We start from the raw sequence: 23,227 nt of genomic DNA on the forward strand, positions 1-23,227 counted from the left end.
CGCCCGACGCGGCATCGAGAACTCCACACACCTGGGCCGACACCGCTGGGTCGTCGAACGCACCATCGCCTGGCTCACCGGCTGCCGGCGCCTGCACCGCCGCTACGAGCGCAAGCCCGACCACTTCCTGGCCTTCACCGCGCTGGCAGCTGCCCTCATCTGCTACCGCAGACTCCCCAAATGAAATGACCTGTTAGGGGTACCGGGCCGATCAGTCACCACTTGCGGCTGGTGGCACGGTTCGCACCGACGCCCCTCAACAGCACGAGGTCACACGGTGCGCTGACGGGGGTAGAGCGTCGGCGGCTTGTCGGTCGGGTTTGCGAGCATCCGGCGGACGCTGGCGGTTCCCAGCCGGTTCGGCCCAGAGGCGCGCCGTCACAGGCCCTTGGTGCCGGTGAGTTTGTCGCCGGACTCGGTGCCGGCGAAGCCGGTGCTGACCGCGTCCAGCGTGAACTGGTCAACCGTGCCGGTGGTCCAGACGATCACGGCCTCGCGTGCGCCTTTTCCGGCGTACCAGTGGCCCCGGCCGTCGAACTTCGTCGGCGCCGCCTGCGAGGTGGGTTTGGTGCGGGTCCAGAAGCAGGTGCCTGCCGCGGTCAGGAAGTAGAAGAAGGTGGCGCCCCGCCAGGTGACGGTCCACCAGCCGGCCAGGCTGGTGAGCGCGCCCGGCGGCGGGTCGTCCGCGCTGAAGTGCAGCAGGCTCACGAACGGGTGCTCGGAGCCGTTGGTCCGGATCTGCCAGGTACCCTCGCGGGGGCCGAGGTCCGGATGGTCCATGGTTGAGTGGCAGGTCATCTTCGCCTCCCCGGTCTTCGGGTCGACCGAGACGAGCATCCCGGCGTGCTCTTGGCGGCCGCCGGCGGCGAACGTCAGCGCGTCGCCGGGTTTGATGACGTGAGACAGGGCGGCGAAGACGACTTCGGTCGCCGCTCTCGGCGCCATGTCGACGATGAGCTTCACCTCGGTGGCGGGCCGGTCCTTCAGCCGGTACAACTGGGCCGCGTCGCGGGTGGGCCACACGTCACCGGGGTGTGCCGGGCCGAGGCCGGGCACCCCGCCGGCGGCGAGGCAGTGCGAGACGTAGGCGGTGCAGTCGTTGAGGCCGCCGGGGCTGCCGGGTACTCCGGCTGGACCAAACCAGTTATGTGCCAGGTGCCACTCGCCCCGCGGGATGTCGGACTCGCGGAAGTGCACGCCGACGTGGGCGGGCGCGACATAGTACAGTCCTTCGGCCGGGCCGCTGCTGCCAGTGCTTACGTCGGTAACCACGTTGCGCAGGAACACCGGTTCCCAGCTCGGCGGGATCACACGCAGCGCCAGCAATTGGGTCTTGAGGTTCCGAACGTCGATCGCCGCGCTCTTCGTCCACACGAGGTCGTCGTCGGTCGGCCGGAACCAGAAGCGCTTCGCGTAGGCGACGGCCTTGGTGCGGTCCACGCTCAGGCCCCGGGCGCGGCGAACTCGGTGCCGTTCCAGACCCAGTCGGTCTTCGCGGCGAACGGGGTGCCGTCCGTCTCGCCAGGAAACCGCACCAGGTCCAGTTCGTCACCGAGCCGGCTGACGCCGGGTAGCAGCCCGGAGAGGTTCGCCATGCGGCTCCAGCCCAGGTCGGCCGGCCCGGTCGGCAGTGCCGCGGCTGGTGCGGTGACCCAGCCGGCCGCGGCGAGGAGCGGGCGCAGCGGCAGCAGCCGGACCAGGCCAAGGTGGACCGTCATCGGCGTCGCACCCGGTGCCAGCACCACGCCCTCCATGTCCCGTTCGGGCAGCGCGGCGGTCGCCGGGTTGCCCGGGTCGGGCCGGGCGAAAAGGTCGTACCCGGTTGCCACGCCGCCGATCTCCCGGCCGAGCACGATCGAATCGGTGGTCGGGTCGGCCAGCGCCGCGGTCGGCAGGATCCGCAGCTGCCGACCGCATGCCTCCAGCGGATCGGTCCTGTCGGTCAGTGCCGGCAGGGAGGGGCTGGCCCACAGCGGCAGGACCGCGCCGACCTGGTGGACTGCGGCCAGCACCGTCTGCAGGCCCGCGACCAGGTCCGCGCGCACCGGTACCGTGGTCGGCGCGGTCGGCCCGGCGGCGCCGACCGGCCGGTCGTTGGTCAGCGCGGTGAAGGTGAGAAGGCGGCTGCCCTGGGGCGGCACCGCAGCGGGGCCGGCGATGCCGAGGACCGAGCTCAATGCCTGTAGTGCGGTGGTGCGTTGGCCCAGGTCCTCCAAGAGGTTGAACAGCCCAGCGGTCTGGGTGATGTTCAGCGGCGCCGGCGCGCGGGACGGGATCACGTCGCCTTCCAGCGCGAGCCGCCGCAGCAGGAGTAGCTGGGCCTCCTGCGCGGCCGGACTCGCTGCCGTCTGGATGACGTTGACCAGCGCGTCCAGCGCCCGGTCCTCGGCGGTGGCCGCCGGCGCATCGGGGATGGGCTGCGTGGGCTCGGTGGGCTCGGTGGGCTGGGACATGCGGTTCCTCTCAGGCGTCCACGGTGAAGCGGGATTTGGGCGTCGCGGCGCTGCTGCCCGTGGGCGTGGTGACGATGACGTCGACCGCTCCGGGCGCGATCGCCGGGACCTTGCCTTCGATCCGGGTCGCGTCGACGACCTTCAGGTCGACTAGTGAGCCGGTGCCGACCTTCACCCCGGTGGCGCCGGTGAATCCGGTGCCGGTGATGGCGAGGGCAGTGCCGGCCTTGCCGTGTCCGGGGGCCACGGTGGTGACCGTCACCGCGCTGCCGTCGGCACCGCCGCCCTTACCGTCGCTGCCCTTACCGTCGCTGCCCTTACCGTCGTCCTTCTTCTTCTCCTTCTCGAGCTCCATCTTGGCCTTGGCGAGGTCCGTGGCCTTGTCCATCGCCTTGTTGGCCATCGACTGTGCTCCGGCGAGCGCGTCTTTGCGGGCCGATTCCGCAGTGGCCAGAGTGTCCTTGAGCAGGCCGGCCAGCGCGGTCGAGCCGGTCAGGGCGTTGATGTCGAAGCCCTTGGCCTCCGCGCCGGCCTTGATCAGGGCCTGGAGCAGGCTGGTGTCCGTGGTGGGGCCGGCGTTGCTGAAGTTTGTGATGATCGGGTTCAGCCCGGTCAGCGTGTCCGGGGCCTGCAGCCCGGCGGTCAGCGACGACGACGGTACGGGGGTGTCGGCGATCACCGGCGCGCCGTCGGCCGGCGAGTCCTGCCAGTTCCAGAAGCGGGTCAGGTCGATCCGCTCGGCGGACGGGCAGTGGCCGAGTACCGCTTCGCCGAGCACGCCGTGCGTGGGCAGCGCAATCGTCGATACCGGCGGGGAGAAGCCGGTGGTGTGATACCTCGTCAGTGCCTCCTGGACCGTCGCGGTGGTGAACGCGACCTTGTCGACCGCCTCGCGTCTGGCCACCAGCTCCGCCGGAATCATGAACGGCAGCACCATGCAGTTGCCGTAGAAGCCGAGCAGCTGGTTGGCGACACAGGCCAGCAGCGGGATGGACTCGGTGTCATCCTCGACCCCGCCGGCCACGCCGATGGTGTACCCCTCCAGCATCATCACCCGCTCCTCCGGGGTGAGCGACATCCACACCGCCTTGGAGTAGGTGACCGTCCGCGGGATGACGTGCTGGAGCACCTTCTCGATTTCGAGCAGGGCTGAGTACCGCAGCTCCGGGGGGAGCTGGCGGGCGGCAAACGGCTCCGGCGCGGTGGACAGCACCAGGTCGCCCAGGTAGTCGTTCAGGTACAGCTTGTCGGCCGACACCACGTCGCCGATGTCTTCGGACGGGTCGACCAGGGCGGCCTTGACCCGGCGCAGCCGCGGCCCGCCGACCTCCTGTTCGAGCTGTTCCGCGCTGAACGTCACGTCCCGGCCCGGCAGTCCTTCGCCGAGCTTGTCGATCATCGCGGCGGCGGTGGCCGCGCCGAAGAGGTTGCTCAGCGTGGTGGCCTCCACCGTCGCCCCGCCTGGGAAGCGGTAGTGCAACGGTCGGAACTGTCGGCTCAGTTCCACCCCGACCACGTCGGTGCGGGGCAGCCAGTCGGGCAGCACGATGCCGCGCTCGATCACGGTCGACTGCCCGGCCCGCCGCTCCCGCAGGTATCCGAGCAGCTCCGCCTGGGAGGCCAACGCGTTCGCCGGATCGCTTTGGCGGGTGGGGATCGGTTCGATCGGCGCTCCGGTAGGCATCGGGTACGGACCGATCCGCCGGCCGCCGGTGGCGAGCAATGTCACCCAGACGTCCTCGTTGGGCAGGAAGGTGCCGTCGACGAACACGTTCACCACGTTGGCGGCGATGTCAGCCGGGGACTGCACCGTCGCCCGCGGGTCGGACGCGAACTCCTCCAGCAGTGCCAGGCCCTTTCGGTACGGCGTGTCGACGACGCGCCGCAACGTGTCGACGTGGGCCAGCAGCCGGCTGTAGCGGTACAGCACCTTGTCCCGGTCCACGGCCGCGTCGGCGAGCGTGACCGGCTCGTTCGACGGCAGGAACCGGATCGGGTCCAGCGGCACGAAGCAGACCAGCGTGACGCCGTCCACTGTGGACCGGACGTCGAACATCCGCAGCACTTCCCAGTACTGCATGGTCAGCGCCCGCGTCTTGTTGTGGTTGGTGACCACCTTGGTGACGACTTCGGTGCGTTCGGCGGCCGACGCCAGCCGCATACTCGTCCGCTGCGCGCTGCGCCGGGCGCTGGCCGAACGCTCCACCGCCGCGTGCGAGGACTGCACGGCGTCGGAGGTGTAGTTGCGCACCCCGCTCATCCAGTTGTTGGCGTCCCCGGAGGTGGTTGCGCTGCCACCGCCGCCGGCCGCCCCGCCGCCGATCACCACGGGCCCGAGGGCGAAGCCGATGCCACCCGCCGCGCCCCACGAGGAGGAGTGCGCCTCGGTGCTGAAGTGACTGCCGCCCGACGCGCTCTCGTTCATGCCGGAGGCGAAGGTGGCGCGGGTGGACGAGTCGTCGCGCTCGCTGAAGGTCTGCTGTTCCTGGACGTCCAGCCGCTCTGACTCGAACACCGAGGTGGTCGCCCGCCGGTCCACGACCGCGACGCGCTGCTGCTCGCCCGGGGCCAGCGGAAGGGAGTACACGAGGTCGCCGAGGGCCAGGCCCTTGGGCGTCCACCGCTGCGCCAGGTGCACCATGTAGCCAAGGCCCAGCGATCCGGCGACCGGTACGGTGGACGCGAAGGAACCGGTGCTGAATTGGTCGATTCCGGCCGCGCCGCTGCGGAAGGCGTCCACGTTGATCGGCTGGTCGACGGGCAGGCGCTCGGTGAAACGGTACGGGTGGTTTGTGTCGCCCATTGCCTCCAGGAACGCGGCCGAGATCTCCACCTCGCGGCCCTCGAACTCCAGCCGGATACCTAGCGAGCCGATACTGGGACGCGGCTCGACCAGCCGGACGAGCACCGCGTACGGGAAGCGGTCCATCGACAGGTCGCTGCGAAAGATCTGCTGGCACACATCGGCGCCGAGGGTCACCGTCGGCGCTGACGCCGCGTCGTCGCGGCCGCCCGTGCCGGAAGCCGGCATGTCAAGCTGGGTGACGATCTGCCCGAGTTGCGAGATGACCGACACCGGCAGCGGATCGACGCGCTCCGGGAGCGTCAGCGCGCCGGCCGCGCCGGTCGCGGTCAGCGTGGCGAGTTCCACCGACACCGTCACCGTCCGGGTGGCTCCGGTGACGGCGAGGGTGAGCGACCCGGTCGCCCGTCCGGTGCGGACCTGCGTGGGGATCGACACGGTGAACGCGCCGTCGGCGCCAGTAACACAGGTGCCCGGCCCCGGACCGCTGGCGAACGGCTCGACGATCGTCACCTGCACCTGCGCCGCGGGCCGCCCGTCCGGCTGCACCAGGGCGCCGGTCAACTGCCCCGGAATGCCCGGCACGAGCAACGTCGCGATGTCGAAGGACGGGTCCTTGATCAGGCCTCGCAGCCTGTCCCCGAAATGCGTGGCGGCCACCATCCGGCTCGCCGCCATTCCCTCGGCGAGCTGCGGGTGCGCCTCCAGCAGCCGGTTGACGGACTTGTCGAGGGGATCGAGTCGGGGCAGCGCGCCGCGGATGGGGCCCCGGTCGCTGGTGTCGTTCCGCATTTCGGCATAGTACGAGGTCAATTTACCCAGTATCTAATGATTCACTACCGACACGACGGCGGCACTCAATACGTCAAGAGCACCACCGAGATCTGTCTCTTCGATGTCCCTGCGCACGATCCGGACTGTGCCCTGCAGCTCGCGCTCCGCGCGAAGCCAGCCGGCAAGCGAGCCGCCCGCGCCACGAAGTGGACGCTGTCGGCGCGGAGGTTGCCCAAGTAGACGGTGGCCGCCTCTGCCTCGACGACGTGGGGGACCACACGGTCATGGTGGCGGCGCCTTCTCCCGGCGATAACCCATGACCGATCAGCTCTCCTTCCTGCTCCTCCCCGCCGACGTGGGGGTGTTCCGAGCACGACGCCGAATCTCGAAAAGCGGTTAGGGTCCTCCCCGCCGACGGGGGTGCTGCTTTCTGCAGCCGGGGCACGCGTACCAGGGGGGACCCCGCGTGCTTGGTCATGCCCAGTCGATGTCGAGCTTTTGTAGTGCGGCCTGCTGTTCCTGGGTGAGTTTGTCGCGTCTTGATCGTGTGTTGGATACCCATACGCCAAGCTTGTGCTGGTGCTCCTGGCCGTCGAGGACGACGCATTCGACGTGCCCCCTCGGCACGGGCCGCTGGCCTTCGCGTTCGATCCAGTGCGTGAGGGCCGTCAAGCCCCGCTGGAAGGCTTGGCACGGCCCGACGGGTCCGTATCGGCACGGAAGCCTTCGCGCGGCCCACCGAGTGGTTCGGCCTGGAGCAGTGCGAGATGACGGAGCGGGGACTGTCGAGTCTGTGGTCATGGTGAGGCAGGTGTGCGGTGAGATCGCTGATCAGTCCGGAGTGAGCCAGGAGATCCATGGCCAACTGGAGAGCGCTGTACGACACGCGTACATCTGGCTGGAGGAGCAGGCGGAGATTCGTCACAGGCTGTTCGCCCGCCTGGACAAGGCGGTGTCCGATCAGAGGCCCGGGCAGGTGCGCAGGCTCCTGATTCGCGTCAACATGACCGCCTCGCACGACCGCACGGAGGCCGAGGACGCGATCGTTGCGAGGGCGACCGACTACTTCGCCGGCCTCGACAGCCTCACACAGGAAGCAGTCGAGGCAGAGGCGGCTACCGAGCGGGAGGCAGCGGGGGCTGCTGGCCACCTTCGCACCATCCTCAGCGGCCTGCGCCGTCATGACGCGTACTCGCACGACCTGCGCTCTCAGGTGGCGGATCTGATCCGGACAGCGGCCTTGGCGGGAGACCGTGTGACCGCCGGACAGGCACGAGACGTCGCCACCTGGAAGCAGCGCGCTGCCGACGGGGCGCAATTGCCGTCGTTCCCATTGCACAGGCAGGTAGCGCGCCGGTACTGGATCCAGAGGAGCTGTCCGCGCTGTCATGCGGAGCAGGGTGAGCCCTGCGTACTCGCTGAGGGCACCGATGTCGGCAAGGTGCGCGAGTTCCCCCATGACGAGCGGCTGCAGCCGATCGTGGATGAGCGAAAGGCCCAGCAGAAGGCGAATCCGAAGGTCGTCCCGCGGCCTTGGCGGGTGTACGAAGTGACATGCCCGGACTGCGGCCAGGGTCCGGATTCGCGCTGCAAGAGCCCGGGCGGCCCACATCGTGCACGGGTTGAGAGGGCGAAGGAGTACACCCGCCTGCGGAAACCTCGGCCGCAGTGATTCATCACAGCCGGCGGCGGCACGTCCGGTGCCGTACGGTCCCGAGGCAGCGCCTGCGGGGCCGGCAAAGCTGTGGGAGAGGCAGCTGGCAGCGGCGCCGCCTGGCCAGGAACGTCACGTGCCAGGGGCTGGGACGGCGCGCAGGAGGCTGACAGCGATTGATCAGGGCTTCTGCCTCTCCGCGGGTGTAGGAGAAGTCTTTGGTCACCTCGTCAGCGTGTTCGGCGCCCGATGCCTGGTCGAACGCTGCCTTGTAGATCGCGCGCCATCGCTGTGCCGAACTGCGCTGGTGCAGGTCATCGCTCTTGCTGATCTGAGGCCAGTTGGCGACGGGGAGGGTCCGTTCCGTGGCCTGCCGGGCGCTGCCGATCGCCTTGTCGGGTTGTCACCACCGCACGTGCAGAGGGCTTCTACTGGCCTTCTGGCCTGCGATGTCCGGCCTTGGGGGGAACAACGTGACTTCTGGTGGTATGCCGACTACGCGTTCCTCCTGCTAACGCGGGCATGCCGTCAGTCGGCGAGGGCGACATAGATCGGTGTGGCGACGAGCACCCTGTTGTTGTGAAACAGAGGCTTGGCGAGAAACTCCAGCCGGAGACGAGTCGGTGGCAACACACCCGCGGTCAGTGCCGCGTCGACCGCCGCCTCATACGGTGCCCCGTCATCGCTTCCCCTGGCATTTTCGGCTTGCTGGCGCAAGAACTTTAGTACGTAGTAGTCGAGGCTGTGGTTCGCAGCTGTGTCAGCGGCGGCACCGATGAGGCTGGCAGGAGAGCCGATCAGTGCAAGCTTCACCCCGTCCACTTCTCCACCAAAGAAGGCCAGCTTGGCGGCGTAGTCCTGCATCACTCCGTACTGCAACGAAGCGACGCCCTTCACATAGCGTCCGGGATCGGCCAGGGTTCCCACCCAGCCTCTCTGCTTTTCCAGATAGTCACTGAGGACTCTAGCTTTGGCAGCAAGTTCCGGGGAGGGGGCGGAAGCGGACTTCTTGACGCCCGCGGCAAAAGCGGCGACGTTGATCTTGATCTCCGCTTCCAGAGAGCGCAGGAGCCGCGCTGGTATCTGAGGGATGAGGATCTCTAGCTTGGTCTGCGAGATGTAGATGTAGTACTGGAGCGGGCGATTCCCGGACCGCTTAAAGATGTTGGGCATGAACCCTCTTCCGGGTGCGTGACCGACGGGTCTGTCGTAGCACGTCTATGAGTGTGCCATCACGCGGGTCGGCACAGACCGGCCTTGATGCATATCGGTGGTTGGCCACGTGCTGGCGCACGATCCTCGGGCTCGGCCTGCGCTGGCGGGACTCCTGCCGCGACCGCATGGTGCCCACGGCCCGAACGAGTCCGGCACTGGGACCGAGGGGTGGCCTGCGCGGCAAACCAGGTCGGTTCTGCTCCACCCGCGGCAGCGGCCGGCTGGCCAGGGGCGGACGCGGTCACGCTTCGGGCGTCAACTGGCCTTCACCGCGTGCAGGGCCCCGTTGAGATTGCCTTCCCGCTGCGCGTAGTGGGAGAGGCCGAGGCCGATGAAGGTCGGTGCCCATTCGCCGACGAAGATGCCCCACCGGTCTGCGCGTTCAATGCTGGCTTGCTCGGCTTTCAGGCTCGTACACCATCGAGGGAGGCGCGGATGCCGCCGAGCTAGTCCAGGACCAGGCGGCCCCAGGCGTCCTCGGCGACGCGTTTCGCGTGGCGTTTCACCACTTCGTCCCGGGCACGGGTCATGTGCCGCAGCTCGGTAGCGAGCAGGATGCGCTCGTAAGCGATCCACGGCGCGTTCTCCCGAGAGCTGCCAGCCTTCCAAGCGTGACCAGGTGACGGGCCGGGTGCACGCTCAGGGGTGCAGGCCCAAGGCCAAGACGTCGACCCCGGTCTGGTCCTCACGAGTCCCGCGAACGACGGAGTCATGCGGACACCGTGACCACGTGCTTGCCCACGACGCCACCGCGCTCGAACGCCTCGTGCGCCGCAGCGATGTCCGCGAGGGGGTACACGCTGTCGACCACCGGACGCAGTGCACCCGAGGCGACGTGGTCGGCCACGTCGCCCAGCACGGCGCTGCCGGGGTTGGCGCTGAAGGTGCGGATGCGGCGGGAACCGTGCACGCTCGACGCGGCGATCGCGGCCAGGGCAGACAGGGACAGTCCGACGGTGACCATTCGGCCGCCCTTTGCCAACCGGCTCCGATAGCAGTGTAGTTCCGCGCCGACGGTGTCGACGATGACGTCGAACGGGCCGATTCGGTCCGGGGTGGTGGAACGGTAGTCAAGGACCTCGTCGGCACCGAGTCCGGTGAGAAGTTCTACATGGCGGTCGCGGGCCAGCGCGGTGACGTGGCCGCCCATCGCGTGTGCCAGTTGCACGGCGGCGGTGCCGACTCCGCCGGCCGCGCCCCGCACCAGGACCCGTTCCCCGCCAACGACGTGCACGCTGTCACGCAGCGCGATCAGCGCCGTGGCGCCCGCCACGACCAGGGAGGCAGCGCCGACCGAGGAGAGGCCCGCCGGAGCATGCGAGATACGGTTCGCTGCCACCGTGACGTACTCGGCCGCCCCCGCGGTGACGTGCCGCTGCCGGGGGTGCACCATGCCCCACACCCTGTCCCCGGCCCGGTAACCGCGGACGTCGGCGCCGGTCTCGACGACGGTGCCCGCGAAGTCCAGCCCCGTACCGATCGGGAACCGACGTCCCGACACCATCTTCAACTCCCCCGCGCGGAAGATCACATCGTGGCCGTTCACGCTGGTCGCCTCGACCGACACCAGCACCTCGCCCGCACCGGGAGCGGGAGGGGCGACCTCGTTGACGAGCAGGACGTCCGCCGCACCGTAACTCATGATCTGAACGGCCCTCATGTAGCTGTCCTTTCGTGACCGACAGCGGTGCCTCCGACGCTGGCCCCCGGACGCGACATCACGGTCGTTCCTCTCTTCCCTAGGTCTGGCAGACCACCCTCACCGGCCTCGCCCGCGTCGTACTGCTGCGGTGACCTACGACTTGCTCGCCCTGAAATTCACAATCCCCGCGCCACCGAGAGGCGTGCCTTGACGCACACACAACGGGAAGATAACCACGGCGGGAAACCTGTTCGACCCGCGCGTTCCATGATCGGTTGAGTTGCAGCTTCTTAAAAAGCCGGACCAGACCCCACTGCCACCTCGGGGCGCAGCTTTGGTCACAGTCCCGATGGCGGCGAATAGAGCGCGACTTCGCTTACCTGTGTGAATCCCAGCCGCTGGTAGACCGGCGCGCCCAGGTCACTGGCCTGCAGAGTACAGACGAGTGCTCCATGCTGGCGCCCAATGACCATTGCCGCTGCCGTGAGCGCCGCGCCTATGCCCCGCCCACGATACGCGGGATGCGTCCCGACCCAGTAGACACCTGCAACACCGTTGCTGATCAGCACGGCCGATGTAGCCACCGCGTGACCGTCAATCCGCCCGACCAAGCGGATCAAACGGCCGAGATTGGTGCGGAGGTTGGATTCAGCGTCTACTACCAAGGTCTGAAGCGTGGGGCCGACTCCGAAAGATGACGCGTAGGCATCGACGTAGTCCGTGACACCGTCCGGTCCGTCGACGGGTTCGATGACGAGGCTGGCGGGCGGAGGCGGTGCAGACAAGTGGTCGAGTCGGACTGCCATGATGGGCATGCTGCCGATGCGGCTGTAGCCGCGTTCCCGCAATGCCTCCGCCACGCCGAAGTCGCTGTCCGGGCCAACCCACCATCGCCAGGGCAAGTGGGCCAGTTGCTGCTCGGCATCGGCAGCGGCCTCGGGAACAGTACGACCGCTGAGCCTCAGGACACCATTGAGTAGTCCGTGCTGGAGGCCACTGCGGTAAACGACCAGATCCTCCTGGATCGAGTCGGATCCGCCCCAGGCGAGCCAGTGGGACCGAAGATTAGCCATTTGCGGAGAAATATCATGAATAGAAGCTGCCGCCGGTTCAGCAGTATTCATGATTCGACCTCAAAGCATGCCGGCGCTGCTTTTCGGTTGGGTTGACTTAGAGATTGTCCTACATAGTGCGTGACTCGCGCGCCGGCTGGAAGGAGGTTGTGGGCATGCCGGCCCTGAGGGACGCCCTGGCGGTACTGGCCGGAGGCGGGGTCGCGGTCGACGACCATGACCTGCCGATAGAACCTGGTGAGCACTGCGGCGGTGAGGAGACCGGCGAAGCCGGCGCCGACGACGACTGCGGTTTCGTTGCTTTCGCTTGGCACGAGACGAATGCTCGAGGCTTTCTCGTGCCCAGAAACAGGTCAAGCGGTGTCCATCTGGTGTCCGTAGACCTCGCGTTCCCACATCCAGTCCGTGATGTGAGCCACGGCCAGGTCCCGGTGTCGGCGGTAGGTGCTGAAGGACAGGTGCAGTGACTGGGCCACGCGTTCCTGCGGGCCGGCCGGGTGCAGGAAGGTGCGGTCGAGCACCTCGAACAGGCCGCGGCGGTCGGCCCGCAACGGCTCGGCGGCCATCGCGAGGAGCTCCTCGAGCCCTGAGCCGGACGACCGCACAACCCGCGATCGCATCAGCGGATTGCGCCGCAGTGCCTGCGGCGCGTGCAGATCGCGCAGCGCCGCGCGGACCGACTCGGCGAACTCGGGTTGAGAAAGGACGAGTTCGGCCGACTGCTCCTGCGCCGGCCGGGCCGGGGCGCCCACCTCGCGGGCCGCGGTGAGTTCGAGCCACTCGGTGAGGCCGGTGCGCCGCCAGTCGTGGACGAAGACCGGGTAGGTGGTCTCCCCGATCGTGTACGCTGCCTCGGCTGCCGGCCAGAAGTCCAGGTAGCCGAGTGTCGGCTCCCACAGTCCGGCATCCGCGTACGCCCCCACCAACGTCCAGGCGGAGTGGTCACGCGTGAGGATGTCGAGGATCTGGCACACGGCGAACAGGGTCAGCGACGGCGATGAGGCCTGCCCACGGTCACGGTCGAGGAAGAACCGCCAGGCCCGTACGTGCTCGCCGGGGCGCGCCGCGCCGTGCTGCTGGGTGTACTGCCACATGCGGTCGACGCCCGGATCCACCCCAACGTCCTCGGCACGCAGGTCGAGGCAGGCACCGAATCCCCGTGGCTCCCCGTCCGGCCCGCGAAAGACCCGGAAGGCTCCGGGCTGGCGCCGTATCCAGTACGCCACCAGCTCGGCCTGCTCCGCCCCCTGAGCGCTGGTCGTCATCTCGACGATCGAGGCCGTGTCTTGCGGCCGCAGTACATCGATGTGGTGGTCGACGGGCCGTGCGGCCGCGACGTATGCCGCGAGCCTGGTCCGCGGGCATGTCACGACGATGGCGTCGGCCAGGAGCCGTTGCTGCTCCCGTGCGTCCGGCGCCGAGCGGATCCGCGCGACCAAGTCGGCCCGCACCTGGGTGTGCACCTCGGCGTAACGCTCCGGATCGCGCCACCGCAGGTCGGCGTCAAGGATGTCGCGGACCGTGTCGTGCAGGAACAGGCCGTACGGACCCTCCTCGACGAACGACACCGTGCGCAGCCACGTGAACAGCTCCCCGGCCTTGTCGCCCACCACGGATCGCAGGACGCTCTCGGTGATGACGTTGGCGTGCGCGCAGACCTCCAGCGCCAGCCGATGGCGCGGACCCGGCACCTCGTCCAAGGTGCGGGTCAGCAAACCGCGTACCACGTCGGGCAGGTCTCCAAGCGCGCGCGGCGGAACGCCACTGCCCCGCCGCACCGCGTCGACGAGCATGGACAAGGTGAGCGGGTGGCCGTGGCTGATGTCGAGCAGATGCTCGTGGAACTCGGCAGGAACGTTCTGCCGCGCCAGATAGGCGCGGCCGTCATGCGGCGCGAGGTTGCGCAGCGCGACGACCCGGACCAGCTCGCGCCAGGCGGGATCGGCCAGCCACCGCGACGAGGGCGGTCGCCGTGCCGCGATGACCACGACCGCGTCGGCGGGCAGCCCGGGCAGGAACTCCTCCCGTACCCAGTCGTCGATGGGGGCGAGCAACTCGTAGGTGTCGAGCAACAGCACCGCCCGGCCGCCGATGGAGTGCGCCTGAAGGGAACCTGGGACCGGCGGCACATTGCGGCCGTCGATTGTGATCGGATCGGCGCCCGCAGTCACGGCGACATCGGCCAGGACGTCCAACAATGCGCTCTTGCCGATGCCGCCAGGACCGTGAAGGTAAAGCACGCCGCCTGCGCCCAGCATCGACCGGAACAGCTCGATCTCACCGGTGCGCCCCGCGAAGGCTCGCCGTCGTAGGTCCCTCAGCCGCTGCTTGATGATCGTCACACCGCGACACTACCTATCATCGAACAGCACGTGCTGGCAGCAAACGGCACACAGGCAGCACCGCGCCCAGAACCTGGTGATCACGTCGGCGAAGGTTGATCCAGAAGCGCGGATCTGCGGAAGGGGCGGTGCTCGCCTCGGCTGACCGCCGCCGCTGGCCTCGTGGCGCCCTCAGTCCGTCGACGAGCCTGGCCGTCGGCCGACCGAGGAGCCGGGAAAGATGGTCGCTGACACGCGCGAACGCCCCCGCAGCGATGGTCTCGTCGAGACTCACCAAGAAGCTCGCCACCTCCCCGTTCATCCCGAAGCCGGTAAGCATCGCCCGCAGCTCGTCGTGAGCGACCGGCGCGTAGATGACGTTTCGCTCCAGGACGACGGACATCGCCTCCGCGATGTCCGCGTAGGTGAAGCAGCCGCGCCGGACATCCGCGCTCTCGGCGGCATCGATGACAGAGAGGTGTTGAGCGCGGCGATTCGGGTCGCTGCCGGAGATCAGCACCACGTCGGTGTGCTGGGCGACCACGTCGGCGACGCCGGCTGAGTCGGACAAGTCAACGGCGACAGTGCCGAAACCCGCGGACGCGAGCTCACCGAGGCGCAGCCGGTTTCGCCCGACCGCGATGATCGACTCGGGAGCGGTCCCCCGGTCGAGCAGCACAGTCACGACGTAGTGGCCAAGTGAGGCAGTGGCCCCGAAGACCAGGATGGACGACTCAGACACGGTCATGGAGCGTCACCTGGTAGCTGTCGAGGCCGGCAACCGTGAAGATGCGACCGAAGGGGCCGTCGATCGGTGTGGAGATGATGGTGTGGCCGTCGGGCGACGAAAGCATCGTGGATGGCCTGGACGTCGGTGGCGTGCAGCCAGAGCGCAGAACTCGCACGAGGCGCCTTCGTGACACGACAGTCGCCGAACGTGCTGCTGCGGACCCTGGAGCGAGACGGCTACGTGACCGCGCCTGCGGAGGCGCCAGCGCGGGAAGGTCCTTCCCGCGCTGGCGCCTCTCGGCCGAGAGAGCCTGGAGAAGGCGAGCACGGCGGTCCGCTCCGTCGAAGTCAGAATGCTGGCCTGACCGAGGCCGAGCGTCGGACGCGCTCCGAATGCTACGGAGCATGATCCATTCCCTGGGCGATGACAATGACGGCGCATGACTACGCTTCCCGATGCACACCTCGGCGCGCAGGTTCAGGCGCGTCTGTGGCGTGGACACCGTGCCGGCTGTCCCAGAAGCGTTGTGTGCCAGGCCCAGCATGGCGAACACCATCGGCTCCGCCTGCATGAACGGCTGCTCCAAGCGCGCCTCGACCGCCGCCTCGGCGCAAGCGGCCGGGGTCACCACTGGCCGCACCTGGACCCGCGCGCCAGCCGGTGCGCCGCCACGCCCTCGGCCCCGACCCGGTCCGCGACCGACCGGATCGGCAGCGCGCCCGAACTGGCTGACCCTCAGGGCTCCAGGAGCTCCTCGGGATGGCCGCCGAGCCGTTGCGGGCCGACCGCCGCGGCCTGTTCGAGGTGCTCGACCGCACCTTCCTGCACCCGGCCGGCCCGCAGGAACGCGTGGCCCAGTCACTGCACCTGTCCTTCAGCACCTACCGCCGACACCGGGACCTGGCCGTGGCTCACATCACGGACTGGATGTGGGAACGCGAGGTCTACGGACACCAGATGGACACCGCTTGACCTGTTTCTGGGCACGAGAAAGCCTCGAGCATTCGTCTCGTGCCAAGCGAAAGCAATGAAACCGCAGTCGTCGTCGGCGCCGGCTTCGCCGGTCTCCTCACCGCCGCAGTGCTCACCAGGTTCTATCGGCAGGTCATGGTCGTCGACCGCGACCCCGCCTCCGGCCAGTACCGCCAGGGCGTCCCTCAGGGCCGGCATGCCCACAACCTCCTTCCAGCCGGCGCGCGAGTCGTCGACCAGGTCTTTCCCGGTCTGGTGGACGAGATGAGCGCCGACGGCGCGGTTGTGGCGGATGTGCTGTCTGACTACCGCCTGTACCTCGGCGGGAAGGAGTTGCCGCGGGTGCCGGTCGGTGCGCACTCCGTCCACGCCACCCGGCCGTTCTACGAGCGCCACTTGCGCCGGCGGCTGGTCGAACAGGACGGCCTGCGCATGGTGCTCGGCGCTGACGTGGTCGGGCTGATCGGCGATGACCGGCGAATCACCGGCGTACGCATCCTGCGGCAGGAGCCCAGCAGCAGCGAAGAGACCTTGGACGCCGACCTGGTGGTCGACGCGATGGGCCGGGGCAGCCGTACGCCAGTCTGGCTCGAGCAACTCGGATACGAACGTCCCGCCGAGCAACGCGTCAACGTCGACGTCGCCTACGCCAGCCGGCTTGTCCGGCTCCCGCCCCAGCACGACCGGGCACTGCTCATCGGCGGCGACGTCAAGACCAAGGGCCGCGGACTGCTGTTGCTGGCGGTCGAGGACGGCCAGCACATACTGACCGCCACCGGGACTGGTCCTGCCGCGCGTCCACCGACCGACGAGGCCGGATTCGCGGAGTTCGTCGCCGCGGCGGCCCCGGACGACATGGTCTCGGCGCTGAGGACCGCCGAGGCGCTCAGCGACATCGCCGCGTACCGCTTCCCCGCGACCCGGTGGCGCCGGTACGACCAACTCGCCGGTCTTCCGGACGGGCTGGTCGTCGTCGGGGACGCACTGTGCTCGTTGAGCCCGGTCAACGCGCAGGGCCTGACGGTGGCGGCGCTCGAAGCCAGCGCGCTGCGCGACACGCTCTCAGCCAGCCTGCGCGACGTCGCCGCGAACTTCTTCGCCCGGACGACGCGACTTCTGACCGCGCCGTGGGGCATGGCCGGCGAGCCCGGACGACCTGCGAACCTGACGCAGAAGATGCAGGGCGCCATGATGAGCCGGCTGATGACCGCGGCGGCTACCGACCCCACGGTCGCGGCCCAGCTCATCCGGGTCCTAGCCCTCCTCGATCCGCCGTCGAAGCTGTTGCGGCCGGCCGTGCTCGGGCGAGCGTTGCTCCGGGCAGCATGAGTCCTCGACCCTCTCGCGCTGACCCCCTACCAGAACCCACCACGAGGAGAGAATCGGCATGAACGACATCGCCGCACTCGGAAACGGCCGCGTCGGCAGCAACCTGGCTACAGCCGACAACCAGCTGGCCCACGACCTCGACGGCACGGGACCGATGCTCGTGGCCGTCCACGGCATCACCGAAAACCGGCGCTTCTGGGACCCCGTTGACCTGCAGCAGCACTTCCGCGTGCTGAGCGTCGACCTGCGCGGCCACGGTGACTCGCCTCGGGCCCGGCCCTACGGGATCGACGAGTCGGTGGAGGACATCCACCAGCTGATCGAGTCCCTGAGCGAGGACCAATCCCCGTTCATCGTCGGTCACTCCCTGGGCGGGGTGATTGCGACTGCCTACGCGGCCCGCTACCCGACTCGTGGCGTGGTCAATGTCGACCAGTCACTGCGGGTCGGTCCGCTTCCTGCGGAGATGGTCGCCGCCGTGCGGGGAGAGGGCTTCACCGACTTCGTTCGTACGGTTTTCGCCCAGCTGTACGGCGAGCTGGACCCTGCGCTGGTGGCCGACATCGAGCGCCGCCGCGCCCTCGACCAGGAAGTATTCAGCGGGTTTTGGACCCCGTTGCTTGATTGGGACGCAGCCATGCTGGCAACGTGGTCTCGACGTACCACGAGCCTCCCGCCCGACGTTCCGTACCTGTCCTTGCACGGAATCGATCCCGGTGGGGACTACGCCGACTGGCTCACCGACCGTATCCCCGGGGCCGTGGCCGAGCAGACACCGACCCGCACGCACTATCCGCATCTGGCACAACCCGAATGGTTCGCCTCCCGCGTCCATCAGTTCTTCAGCTGACCTGACTCTGTCGGGGCTCTCGGGGACTCCCGGCTGAGCTGGGCGATCAGTGGGCAGATCCGTGGCTGTGCTGCAGGTCAACCCAGTGGTGAGGTGCGCATTGTCCGTCCCTCCCCGTTCCGGCGAGCAGGTTCCCCCTCTGACCCTGCAGGTCGCACGGGCGAGCAATCCCAAGGGAACGACGGCGATGTGGGTGCGGGACCGGTTGGACGGGCTTTAGCACGACGAGGACTTCGCCAGCCGGTACTCGCGCGACGGCCGCCCCGGTCTCTCACCCGCTCAGCCGGCCATCGTCTGCGTGCTGCAGTGCCTGCTCGGCCTGTCGGGCCGTCAGGATGGAGCACATGGGCTGGGCTTCGGCCACCGCAGGCTATCGGGTGTCCAGACGGGGGCAGGACCACGCACGCGCACGGTACTCGCACCTTCGTTCGTCTCGACAGCACCACGTTGCAGCCCACGCCGTGGTTCGACCGAGCCCGTGAGGTGTCCCGGACCATCGAACTGCCGAGGACCAGCGATCAGCCCCGGGCGGGGACGGGGCCCGCCTCTTGAGTGACAGGCCTCCAACAGTGAGAACACCACGGCTCAAAAGGATCAGTGGAAGGCGATCAGCTCTATGAACGGTGCCGAGACCCTCCTGCGCACCCTGCTCAACAACGGCGTGGACGTCTGCTTTGCCAATCCCGGCACGTCGGAGATGCAGTTCGTCGCGGCACTCGACCGCCATCCGGCCATGCGCGGCGTGCTGTGCCTCTTCGAAGGAGTAGCGACCGGGGCCGCCGACGGCTACGCCCGCATGACCGGCCAGCCGGCCGCGACCCTGCTCCACCTCGGCCCGGGCCTTGCCAACGGCCTGGCGAACCTCCACAACGCCCGCCGAGCGCGCACCCCGATCGTCAACGTCATCGGCGACCACGCCCGCTCGCACAAGGAGCTCGACTCGCCCCTGGAATCCGACATCGATGCCGCAGCCGCGACCGTCTCCACCTGGGTACGCCGGCCGATGACCGGGGCGCACATCGGTCCCGACACCGCCGCAGCCGTGGCGGCGGCGATGAGCACCGGGATGCTCGGCGCCCCGGACCGGTCACGAACCGGCACATCCGGCGCGATCTCAACACTGATCATCGCCGCCGATCTTTCCTGGGAAGAGAGCGCCCCGCCCGCGCCACACCTCCCGGCACCGCCACCGCGTCGCGTCACCCGCCCAGACGTGGAAACCACAGCTGCATCGGTCGCCGGTGCCGAGCCCGTCGCGCTGCTGATCGACGGCGCCGGATTGGGTGAGCACGGCCTGCAAGCTGCCGCCCGGATACAAAAAGCCACCGGAACCGCCGTCTTCTGCCCAACCTGGCCGGCCCGGCTCCGGCGCGGTGCAGGCGTACCGGCGATCCAGCCCCTGGGCTACCGGGCTGAAACCGTCAACCAGCAACTGGCAGGCGTCAAGCACCTGATCCTGGTCGGAGCACGCGAACCAGTGGCATCGTTCGCCTATCCAGGCCGCCCGGGCATTCTCACTCCACCGGGAACGCGCGTGCACCACTTCGTCCCCGACGAGGGCTTCGATGTCATCGACGCGCTGAGCGAACTGGCAGACATCGTCGCGCCGGACACCCGCGCAGTGCTGCCAGCACAAGACGCCCCGCCTCCAATCGCGGACGAGCCGTTGGGCACAGAGAACTGGGCAAAGGTCATCGGCGCCCTGCTCCCACCGGAAACGATCATCGTCGACGAGTCCATAACCGAGGGAATGAACACCCTCTTCCCGGCGACCGCCAACTCTGCACCACACGACGTGCTCGGGCTGACCGGCCTCGCCATCGGGCAAGGCATCCCCGTCGCCGCCGGCGCAGCCATTGCATGTCCCGAACGGCCCGTCGTCTGCCTGCAAGCCGACGGCAGCGCGCTCTACACCATCTCCGGACTATGGACCCAGGCCCGCGAGAAGCTCAACGTGACCACCGTCATACTCAACAACCGCTCCTACGCAATCCTGCGCGCCGAACTGGACCGTGTCGGCGGCGGCCAAGCCGGACCGGCCGCCAACGCCCTCTTCGACCTCAGCCAACCCGACATCGACTTCACCGCCGTGGCCACCGGCATGGGCGTCCCCGCGACCCGGGCTGCAAGCACAACCGAACTGGCCGAACAATTCTCCACCGCGCTGGCCACACCCAGACCGCGCCTCATCGAGGCAATCCTCCAGCCCATCTGAACATCGTCGGGATTAGTGACAGCCAAAGACCTCGGCCGTCCGGCCGAAAGGGAAACCACCATGACCACTACCATCACGATCATCGGCGCCGGGCTCGGCGGCCTGACCCTCGCCCGGGTCCTGCACCTGCACGGCATCCCCGCGACCATCTACGAAGCCGAGACGTCGGCGGAGGCCCGCACGCAGGGCGGCCAGCTCGACCTCCACGAATACAACGGGCAGCTCGCCCTCGAAGCGGCCGGTCTCACCGACGAGTTCCACGCGATCATCCACGAAGGCGGCGAGGCCGTGCGCGTGCTCGACCAGCACGGCGCGGTCCTGCTCGACCAGCCCGACGACGGCACGGGCGGACGTCCCGAGGTGCTCCGTGGAGACCTGCGTCGGATCCTGCTCAACTCGCTGCCCGACGAGATGATCCAGTGGGGACACAAGCTCACCGGTGCCCGCCCCCTGGGAGGCGGAAGGCACGAGCTGGCGTTCGCCGACGGGTCGACCGTGACGACCAGCCTCCTCGTCGGCGCGGACGGCGCCTGGTCGAGGGTCCGGCCGCTGCTGTCCGACGCGAAGCCCGAGTACGTCGGCACCTCGTTCATCGAGACCTACCTGTACGACGCCGACCAACGCCACCCGGCGGCGGCCAAGGCCACCGGCGACGGTTCCCTGTTCGCCGTCACGGCCGGCAAGGGGATCCTTGGCCACCGAGAGGCCCACGCCGTTCTTCACACCTACGTCGCGCTCACCAAGCCGCAGGAATGGATCGCCGCCGTCCTCGCCAGTCCCGAGACGGCGGCGGCCCAGGTCGCGGCAGAATTCACCGGATGGGCACCCGAGCTCACCGCACTGATCACTCACGGGGAACCCACCCTCGCCCCACGCCCGATCAGTGCCCTGCCGATCGGCCACCGATGGGACCGCGTCCCCGGAGTGACGCTGCTGGGCGACGCCGCCCACCTCATGTCACCGTTCGCCGGGGAGGGAGCCAACCTCGCCATGTTCGACGGCGCCGAACTCGGCAAGGCCATCGCCGCACACCCCGGCGACATCGAAGCCGCCCTTGCAGAGTACGAGCAGGCTCTCTTTCCCCGCAGTGCCCGGTTCGCCGCCGAATCCGACAGGAACCACCAGCTCATCTTCGGCGACAACGCCCCCGCCGGCTTGCTCAACCTGCTCACCGGCCTGGAGCCGGCCGAGTGAGCTGGGCCCACCCATGGTGATCTGGTGCGGGCCCCACAGCGGCGGGCCGTGCGGCATCGAGGTGGTCGCCTGGACGTATGGGCGAAGCGACCTGAGGGCGCCGACTACGACGCTCCGCCCGTGGCCAGCGCGGTTCGCGCCAGCCCGCGCAACCAGGCGTGGGCATGGTCGGTGTCGTAGCGCTGATGCCATGACAGGTATATCGGTGCCGACGGCAGTTCGAGCGGGAGGGGGAGCACGACCAGGCCGAGGTCGGCGACCACGGAGCGCGTGGTGGCGTCGGGGACGCTGATCAGGAGATCGGAGCCACGCGCGAACTCCAGCGCGGCCGCTTCCGTGGGCGCGGTCGCCACCACGCGGCGGGTGAGGCCGAGCCGCGCGAGGGCGTCGTCGAGGGCATTGCTGAGGCTTCCACGTCGCGAGACGGTGACGTGCTCAGCGGCGGCGTACCGCTTTGCGGTGACGGTCCTGACGCGGGTGAGAGGGTGCCCCTGCCTGACGACGATGACGAGGCGGGACTCGCCCACCTTCTCGGAATGGACGTCCGGTGCGCTCGGTCGGTTGGCGTTCGCCTCCAGGTCCACCTCGCCGCGCCGCAACTCGGGGGTGTCGACGCTCGATTCAGCGACGAAGCGCAAGCGCACGCCCGGCGCCTCTTCACGCACGGCCGCGAGCAGCGCGGGGCCACTCAAGGCGACCAGGGAATCATGCCAGCGGAGTGTGAAAGTCCGCTCCAACGTTGCCCGATCGAGTTCACGGCTCGGTGCCAGCACCCCCTGGACCTGGTGCAGCAACTCGTGCACCTGTTCCCGGACGGCGATCGCATACGGCGTCGGCGTCATCGTGCGGCCGGTGCGCACCAGGATCTGATCCCCGGTCGTGCGCCGGATTCGGCCCAGACTCCGGCTCATCGCGGGGGCGGTGACATGCAGGCGCGCGGCCGCCCCGGCCACACTGCCCTCCTCCAGCAGCGCATCGAGCGCGGCCAGCAGATTCAAATCCAATTGCATGTGAGTAATCCTAGCCGTGCTTCACATGCATTTGAAGTTAATCAAGGGGCTGTATACCTTCGAAACCAGAGCGCCGAACAGAGCGCACAGTTCGGCCCGACGGCCTCATCAGCTGCTACTCACAGAGGAGTTCACCATGCCCGAAACGCTTCAGACCACAGACGTCGCCGCCTCCGATGCCGACCTGCTCGACCAGACCGCGACCGCCGTCCGCGCGGCCGGCTCCGCGCTGCGCGAGCGCTTCGGCGAGATCGTCCGCTACCAAACCCGCGACGAACTGATGCGCGCGCTCGCCGTCAACGACGACACCGCCCTCGACATCCTGCGCCCCCGCCTCACGCGCCTGCGCCCGGACGCCGACTGGGTGGAGGACGAGCTGGACGGCGGGGCCCTGCCGCCCGGCGAATGGTGGGTCGTGGACCCGGCCGAAGGCAACGTCAACCACCTGCACGCCCTGCCGGAATGGGCGGTCACCGCCACCCTCGTGCGCGACAACCAGCCCGTGCTCACCGCGGTCCACCTGCCGTTGACCGGCGAGACCTACACCGCGCTCACCGGCGGCGGCGCCCACCTCGACGGCCGGCCGCTGCAGGTCTCCCAGACCGCGGACCTCGGCCTGAGCATCGTGGCCACCAGCCAGGCCCGGCCCGACGAGGACGAGACGGTCGTGAAGCGCGTCGGCTCCTCGATCACCGCGATGCTCTTCGACGCGCTCGTCGTCCGCACAGCCGTGCCCGCAACCCTTCACCTGACCAACGTGGCCGCCGGCCGCATCGACGCCTTCTGGCAGTTCGCCGGCGCCCGCGCGGACCTGCTTCCCGGGGCGCTGCTCGTCACCGAGGCCGGCGGACAGATCTCCGATGCGGAGGGCCGCCCCTGGACCCCGCAGAGCGAGAGCTTCCTGGCAGCCGCACCCGGCATCCACGCCGAGGCCGTCGCCACGCTCTCACGCTGACCGCGCACCACAACCCGCACACACGTAAGGACCAGAT

General features: G+C 68.9%; 19 protein-coding genes and 3 pseudogenes. 9 read left to right on the forward strand and 13 right to left on the reverse strand.

The window, feature by feature from the left end; all coding sequences use genetic code 11:
- Window positions 1-184: transposase (locus ACZ7FF_RS42480; protein WP_470819795.1), on the forward strand; the 184-nt coding region annotated here is incomplete at its 5' end.
- Window positions 185-378: 194 nt separating this feature from the next.
- Here ACZ7FF_RS42480 and ACZ7FF_RS42485 read toward each other — a convergent pair.
- The 5 genes and pseudogenes from ACZ7FF_RS42485 to ACZ7FF_RS42505 all read right to left on the reverse strand — a co-directional run bounded on the left by ACZ7FF_RS42485 (window position 379) and on the right by ACZ7FF_RS42505 (window position 6,831).
- Complete coding sequence (locus ACZ7FF_RS42485) at window positions 379-1,440, reverse strand: amidase domain-containing protein (RefSeq protein WP_470819797.1); 1,062 nt, start codon at window positions 1,438-1,440, stop codon at window positions 379-381.
- Between the two features lie 2 nt (window positions 1,441-1,442).
- Window positions 1,443-2,453, reverse strand: coding sequence for a hypothetical protein (locus tag ACZ7FF_RS42490; protein WP_470819798.1), 1,011 nt, complete (start codon window positions 2,451-2,453; stop codon window positions 1,443-1,445).
- 10 nt (window positions 2,454-2,463) lie between these two features.
- Window positions 2,464-6,048, reverse strand: a complete 3,585-nt coding sequence (locus ACZ7FF_RS42495) for an IPT/TIG domain-containing protein (RefSeq protein ID WP_470819799.1) — start codon at window positions 6,046-6,048, stop codon at window positions 2,464-2,466.
- Window positions 6,049-6,081: 33 nt separating this feature from the next.
- Window positions 6,082-6,207: pseudogene (locus ACZ7FF_RS42500) on the reverse strand (effector-associated constant component EACC1); the annotation flags it as partial.
- 297 nt (window positions 6,208-6,504) lie between these two features.
- Entirely contained in the window at window positions 6,505-6,831 is a 327-nt protein-coding gene (locus ACZ7FF_RS42505) for a helicase associated domain-containing protein (protein WP_470819801.1), read from the reverse strand.
- On the opposite strand from ACZ7FF_RS42505, the gene ACZ7FF_RS42510 reads away from it, so the two are divergent.
- Window positions 6,830-7,702, forward strand: a complete 873-nt coding sequence (locus tag ACZ7FF_RS42510; RefSeq protein WP_470819803.1) for a zinc finger domain-containing protein — start codon at window positions 6,830-6,832, stop codon at window positions 7,700-7,702. The two genes, ACZ7FF_RS42505 and ACZ7FF_RS42510, sit on opposite strands and share 2 nt — an antisense overlap.
- Window positions 7,703-8,212: 510 nt before the next feature.
- On the opposite strand, the gene ACZ7FF_RS42515 is transcribed toward ACZ7FF_RS42510, so the two are convergent.
- From ACZ7FF_RS42515 to ACZ7FF_RS42545, 7 genes and pseudogenes are all read right to left on the reverse strand, one after another.
- Window positions 8,213-8,857 carry a DUF7019 family protein gene (locus tag ACZ7FF_RS42515; RefSeq protein WP_470819804.1) on the reverse strand — a complete coding sequence of 215 codons (645 nt, stop codon included), beginning with the start codon at window positions 8,855-8,857 and terminating at the stop codon, window positions 8,213-8,215.
- Between the two features lie 751 nt (window positions 8,858-9,608).
- Window positions 9,609-10,559 (reverse strand): NAD(P)-dependent alcohol dehydrogenase, encoded by a 951-nt coding sequence (locus ACZ7FF_RS42520; RefSeq protein WP_470819806.1) that lies wholly within the window; start codon window positions 10,557-10,559, stop codon window positions 9,609-9,611.
- Between the two features lie 320 nt (window positions 10,560-10,879).
- Entirely contained in the window at window positions 10,880-11,665 is a 786-nt protein-coding gene (locus ACZ7FF_RS42525) for a GNAT family N-acetyltransferase (RefSeq protein ID WP_470819808.1), read from the reverse strand.
- On the reverse strand, window positions 11,662-11,928 hold the full coding sequence (locus tag ACZ7FF_RS42530; RefSeq protein WP_470819810.1) for an NAD(P)-binding protein: 267 nt from the start codon (window positions 11,926-11,928) through the stop codon (window positions 11,662-11,664). The genes ACZ7FF_RS42525 and ACZ7FF_RS42530 overlap by 4 nt, the downstream gene beginning before the upstream one ends.
- A 39-nt stretch (window positions 11,929-11,967) precedes the next feature.
- A complete protein-coding gene (locus tag ACZ7FF_RS42535; protein ID WP_470819811.1) occupies window positions 11,968-13,956 on the reverse strand; it encodes an ATP-binding protein in 1,989 nt (662 codons plus the stop codon).
- Between the two features lie 16 nt (window positions 13,957-13,972).
- Entirely contained in the window at window positions 13,973-14,683 is a 711-nt protein-coding gene (locus ACZ7FF_RS42540; protein ID WP_470819813.1) for an NAD(P)H-binding protein, read from the reverse strand.
- Window positions 14,670-14,829, reverse strand: a pseudogene (locus ACZ7FF_RS42545) (VOC family protein); the annotation flags it as partial. The gene ACZ7FF_RS42540 and the pseudogene ACZ7FF_RS42545, both read right to left, overlap by 14 nt.
- Between ACZ7FF_RS42545 and ACZ7FF_RS42550 the strand changes: the two are divergent.
- The 6 genes and pseudogenes from ACZ7FF_RS42550 to ACZ7FF_RS42575 all read left to right on the forward strand — a co-directional run.
- Window positions 14,825-15,108: pseudogene (locus ACZ7FF_RS42550) on the forward strand (MarR family transcriptional regulator); the annotation flags it as partial. The pseudogenes ACZ7FF_RS42545 and ACZ7FF_RS42550 sit on opposite strands and share 5 nt — an antisense overlap.
- 316 nt (window positions 15,109-15,424) lie before the next feature.
- Entirely contained in the window at window positions 15,425-15,637 is a 213-nt protein-coding gene (locus ACZ7FF_RS42555) for a hypothetical protein (protein WP_470819814.1), read from the forward strand.
- Between the two features lie 39 nt (window positions 15,638-15,676).
- Window positions 15,677-16,966, forward strand: coding sequence for an FAD-dependent oxidoreductase (locus ACZ7FF_RS42560; protein ID WP_470819816.1), 1,290 nt, complete (start codon window positions 15,677-15,679; stop codon window positions 16,964-16,966).
- A 58-nt stretch (window positions 16,967-17,024) separates the two neighbouring features.
- Window positions 17,025-17,816: an alpha/beta fold hydrolase gene (locus ACZ7FF_RS42565; RefSeq protein ID WP_470819817.1), complete on the forward strand. Its 792-nt coding sequence runs from the start codon at window positions 17,025-17,027 to the stop codon at window positions 17,814-17,816.
- Between the two features lie 616 nt (window positions 17,817-18,432).
- Complete coding sequence (locus tag ACZ7FF_RS42570; protein WP_470819819.1) at window positions 18,433-20,031, forward strand: acetolactate synthase large subunit; 1,599 nt, start codon at window positions 18,433-18,435, stop codon at window positions 20,029-20,031.
- Between the two features lie 60 nt (window positions 20,032-20,091).
- Complete coding sequence (locus tag ACZ7FF_RS42575; RefSeq protein WP_470819821.1) at window positions 20,092-21,225, forward strand: FAD-dependent oxidoreductase; 1,134 nt, start codon at window positions 20,092-20,094, stop codon at window positions 21,223-21,225.
- Between the two features lie 104 nt (window positions 21,226-21,329).
- Here the strand turns inward: ACZ7FF_RS42575 and ACZ7FF_RS42580 are convergent, their stop codons facing one another.
- Complete coding sequence (locus ACZ7FF_RS42580; RefSeq protein ID WP_470819822.1) at window positions 21,330-22,235, reverse strand: LysR family transcriptional regulator; 906 nt, start codon at window positions 22,233-22,235, stop codon at window positions 21,330-21,332.
- Between the two features lie 136 nt (window positions 22,236-22,371).
- Here ACZ7FF_RS42580 and ACZ7FF_RS42585 point away from each other — a divergent pair, with 136 nt between their 5' ends.
- On the forward strand, window positions 22,372-23,190 hold the full coding sequence (locus tag ACZ7FF_RS42585) for a 3'(2'),5'-bisphosphate nucleotidase CysQ (protein WP_470819824.1): 819 nt from the start codon (window positions 22,372-22,374) through the stop codon (window positions 23,188-23,190).
- The last annotated feature ends 37 nt before the right edge of the window (window positions 23,191-23,227 follow it).

It is taken from the genome of Streptomyces sp. NPDC037126, assembly GCF_055605965.1.